Genomic DNA, 4,493 nt, shown 5'->3' with positions numbered 1-4,493 from the left:
ATCAGGGGGAAAATTCAGGTACTTTTTCCCTGAAAATTAGGTAGTTGACCACCTGAAAATCGGTAAAACCCATCCCCCATCCCCCATCCCCCATCCCCCAACCCCCAACCCCCACCGAAAAACTTTTTCAGCAGACCCTAAATACTGACTCCTAACCCAATGGTAGATGTTGGATTTTTGCAGGAGTTCTATTTTCCGACAAAGATAAGTAAAAATTATTTATTGACTGCAAAAACTTGAGAATATTTAAATTAACATTCCGCAATATTTATAAATTCTTAAGAATTAATTGAGAAAGATTTTTATTTAACAACGATGTTATGATGGTTACAGCGATTTTACTGAATTTCATAATGGGATATTCTGTGCTTTTTTGGGCAGCAATGGTTGAAACCCTTGCCACACCTAGAAGGTGATCCTAATTAAGACGGGTAAATCAGTCAATTTCACCAGCAATGATGATCTTTTTTTTATGTAGTTTTATTGCAAAAAAAAAGTTTTTTTGACAAAAAGCACAAAGTATGATGTTAACCCAACGTATTTCTGGCTGCGAGTAATTATTGTAGAGAGGGGAGAGGGTAAAAATAATCTCCTGACTCGGAGAATACTGACGACCGACTCCTAACTCCATCAACAAACTTTTTCAGCAAAACCTAAATTACCACTTAACATTTCCCTGACCATTTTAGCGGTAGCGGGGGCTAATAAAACCCCGTTGCGGTAGTGTCCCGTGGCCAGAATAACGTTATCGTATCCGGGCAAATATTCGATGATGGGAGCGGATTTTTTCTCCGGTCGCGGTCGCTTACCGGACCAAGTACGCACGATCGCACCCGCGGCCAAAGAGGGACAAAAAGCGATCGCCTGTTGATACACTTGCTCTAATAGGGCAGTATCGGGGATAATTTCGCCCTTTTCGTCCATAAATTCCACCGTTGCCCCAATCCAGTATTCCGCTCCGGCCAAAGGCAGAATATGCAGGTCATTTCCCGTTAAAATCGGCTTAAAATCGGAACTTTCTAAAGGTTGCGTCAATTTTATCTGCAAAGCTTGCCCTAAAACCGGTCGGATTTCCACTGGATGGCTAAGAGTTGCGGTTAAAGCAGTAGAACCGATTCCCGCACAAAGAATCAAAAAGTCGGTTTCCTCTATACCATTAGAACTATAAATATGGGTGCATTGCCTCAAATTAGAGCCTTGAAGCTCTATCTTCCCGAAATTTTCAACTTTTACCCAAAATTGACATTTTACCCCCCTTCTTGCCGCAGCATCGACGAGAGCCTCCGTGAGCGCGGCCGGGTTAATTTGACGATCACTGGGAGAATAGATAGCACCCTGGAGATGATCGCTGGCCACTTGGGGACATTTTTGGGTTAAAGTCTCTTTATCCCAGATTTCTAGACAATATCCCTGTTCTTGGCGTATTTGGGCTAACTTGCGCCAATTTTCTTCGTCTTCGGCACTTGATCGCAGTAGGACAATACCATCACGGTGACAGGGAATAGTCAGTCCGGTGAGGGATTCTAGCTCAGGAAGGAGGGTTTCGTAACGTTTTAAACTTTCTTGCCGCAGTTTCCAGGCTCTACCTTTAGTTTTATGGCTGATAATCCCCATTAAAATCCCTAGGGCTGCCCCAGTTGCTCCTTGTCCTGGTTTTTTTTCATCGATGAGGGTAATTTCTAATCCTTCGATGGCGCTTAATTCGTAGGCAATGGTGGCCCCCACTATTCCCGCACCGATGATGACAATTTTAGTCATAAGTACCTAAGCAAAATTAATTATACATTTCGATAAAGCTTTTGCCTATTGCCTCTTGCCTATCTTCACTAGGAAATTTATTTTGCATGACTACTTAAACTCCAGAGGCTATTTTTCTAGTGGGAATAGGACTAAAAAAGGGTTGAACAGGTTTCAACCCCGATAATTAATTACAGAACCCGGAAAATAAAAGGATAACGGAAAACCTTATAAGCATCTTTCCAGACTTGCAGGATAGCAAGAATGGGGAGAACAATGTTCACCACACCAAGAATCGCTAAGAGCAAATAACCGATTAAAACCCAAATTAGAATCCCAGCAATTAGGTAGTATAACCACATATTCAGGTGAAAGTTTAAAGCTTCTTTGGCGTTTTCCTTCACCGTTTCATCATCAGAAATGAAATAAATAGCTAAAGGAATTCCCACCGATACCAGCGTAGCACTCAAAAAGATCGAGGCATGACAAGCCACGGATAGGAGTCTTTTTTTGGTTAAATCTTCACTCATGACCATCGGGTTTATCCCCCTAAAATTGGCGGAGAAAGCGGATATCGCTATTATAACAACGGCGAATATCGTCTATCTCATGTAATACCATAGCAAATCTTTCCACGCCAAAACCAGCAGCAAAACCCGTATAGATTTGGGGGTCATAACCGACTGCTTTTAAGACATTGGGATCCACCATACCACAGCCCATCACCTCCAACCATTTGCCTTTCCACTGCACATCTACCTCGGCCGAGGGTTCGGTAAAAGGGAAGTAGGAAGCGCGGAATTTAACCGGTAAATCGGCCCCAAACATTTGCTTAAGAAATTCTTTAATTGTTCCTTTCAAATCCGTAAAAGTTAATCCCCGGTCCACCGCTAATAATTCCACTTGATGGAAAACCGCGGAATGGGTAGCATCAACGGTATCGCGACGATAAACGCGGCCCGGGGCCACAATCCGAATCGGGGGTTCGTGACTTTCCATGTAGCGAATCTGCACCGGGGAGGTATGGGTCCGCAATAAACGACCATCACTCAAGAAAAAAGTATCCTGCATATCCCGGGCCGGATGGTCAGCAGGGATATTTAAAGCCTCAAAATTATAATAATCGCTTTCTACCTGCGGCCCAGTGGCGATGCTGTAACCCAGACCGACGAAAATATCGATCATGCGATCAACTGTGCTATTTAAGGGGTGAATTCGCCCTAAAGGACGGCTAAGAGCAGGTAGGGTGACATCGAGGGTTTCCGCCGCTAATTTCGCTTGAATTTGGGCATTATTTAGACTTTCTCGCTGAGATTCCAGCAACGATTGCACTAATTCTTTTACCTGATTAGCGATCGCACCGAGGCGCGGTCTCTCTTCGGGGGTTAATTTGCCCATTTCCCGTAAAATCTGCGATAATTCTCCTTTCTTACCGAGATAATTCACCCTTAGCTGTTCTAAGTCTTCTAGGTTTGTTGTTTGTGCGATGGAATTTTCCGCTTTCGCTGCCAGGGTTTTGAGGGCAGTTTCGATCGGATGGGGGGATAAACTCATAATTAGGGCATTTTATAGGGCAGCATTCTAGTCTAGTTTATCAAGAGAGGGAATTTGGGGAGACAGTTGCAGGGGCGATTTGCTTTCCGGGGTGACGATTCCCTGAGATGGTTTGCTGTATCATGTTCATCGCTCCCTGTCCCCTCTGATCAAATGGGAGCTTATTGCATGAGTGCCTCGTCGAACCTAGAACTTTCAATAGGAACCAGCTTCTCTTGATTGCATCAGATTTCTGGTTTTTTTAAAATGAACTCGATCGAGGCAAAAACCGCAGATAATTCTAGTTTAGTTGACGAGGAGAGTTTCTGGTAAACTTCGGCAATTTGATTAGAAAAACTATAGACTAATTTATTCTCCATATAGAGAGGATGTCCAATATAGTGGGAATCTTTAAGAATTTTTTTCAGTTTGTTGACTCGCTTCGGTGGAACAATTAACACAAGTTTTCCTGCCAGTTCTGGATAAATTTTTAGTAATTCCATAAAGCGATCGATTCCTGTGGTGATCGGTGTACTGGTTTCTACTTCAAAAGCGAACACTGCATCGCCCAAGTTATTAAACCAGATGAGATCGATCTGTTGTATTTTATCTCTGTCCCACTTTCCTAATTTATCGATCGGTAATTTTTCTAGAGAAATATCTTTAAAAGCTTCTCCATTCCAATAACCTGTAGATTGTTCTTTTTTGCCAATATAAGGCTTTAATCCGACAGCAATAGCAATTTTTGCCAGAGCGTAGATAATTTGATCGTGAGGAATTTTATCTGCTTGTTTGGGAAAATCTAAACCAGTTAAAACGGAAGAAATTGGCTCTATATTTAAATCGAGAGTTAGCTGAAGACCTTCTTCTTGCCCTAGTTGCCAGTGCCGACCATCGGGAGAATAAGCTAACTTTTCTAAAACCTTTAAAATCGATTGATCGCTTGGTGTTGTCCCGTTGATCAGGTTAGGCATGATCGCAAAAATAATTTCATCAAAAGTTGCTACTTTTCCCTGTCGTTTTTTGGCAGTTAGAAAATCCAAGAGATAAAATCTTATTCGATGTTCTAGCGGAATAAAGCAGGTTCTTCGGTTTGTCTTATGCAATGGACGGAGGTTATAAGGAATGAAACCCTTATAGAGACAGACGTTGCTGCAATTTTTGTCAATTGTTTTTGATCTAGAGCGAACTAATTAATTAAATCTTTTGCCAGATAAGAATTT

4 protein-coding genes are annotated in these 4,493 nt (G+C 42.2%); all 4 read right to left on the bottom strand.

The window, feature by feature from the left end:
• Positions 1-630: 630 nt before the first annotated feature.
• Positions 631-1,758, bottom strand: coding sequence for an NAD(P)/FAD-dependent oxidoreductase (locus IM319_RS16545; protein ID WP_287736320.1), 1,128 nt, complete (start codon positions 1,756-1,758; stop codon positions 631-633).
• A 170-nt stretch (positions 1,759-1,928) separates the two neighbouring features.
• Positions 1,929-2,273 carry a DUF4870 domain-containing protein gene (locus IM319_RS16540; protein ID WP_287685270.1) on the bottom strand — a complete coding sequence of 115 codons (345 nt, stop codon included), beginning with the start codon at positions 2,271-2,273 and terminating at the stop codon, positions 1,929-1,931.
• A gap of 13 nt (positions 2,274-2,286) precedes the next feature.
• Positions 2,287-3,291, bottom strand: a complete 1,005-nt coding sequence (gene pheS, locus IM319_RS16535) for a phenylalanine--tRNA ligase subunit alpha (RefSeq protein WP_287736318.1) — start codon at positions 3,289-3,291, stop codon at positions 2,287-2,289.
• A gap of 224 nt (positions 3,292-3,515) precedes the next feature.
• On the bottom strand, positions 3,516-4,313 hold the full coding sequence (locus tag IM319_RS16530; protein WP_287736316.1) for a hypothetical protein: 798 nt from the start codon (positions 4,311-4,313) through the stop codon (positions 3,516-3,518).
• Between the last annotated feature and the right edge of the window lie 180 nt (positions 4,314-4,493).

The sequence above is a fragment of the Microcystis sp. M113S1 genome (genome assembly GCF_020246945.1).
In the GTDB taxonomy this organism is placed as follows: Bacteria; Cyanobacteriota; Cyanobacteriia; order Cyanobacteriales; family Microcystaceae; genus Microcystis.
Note: the sequence above shows the minus strand (reverse complement) of the source record. Positions and strands in the feature narration are given on the sequence as shown.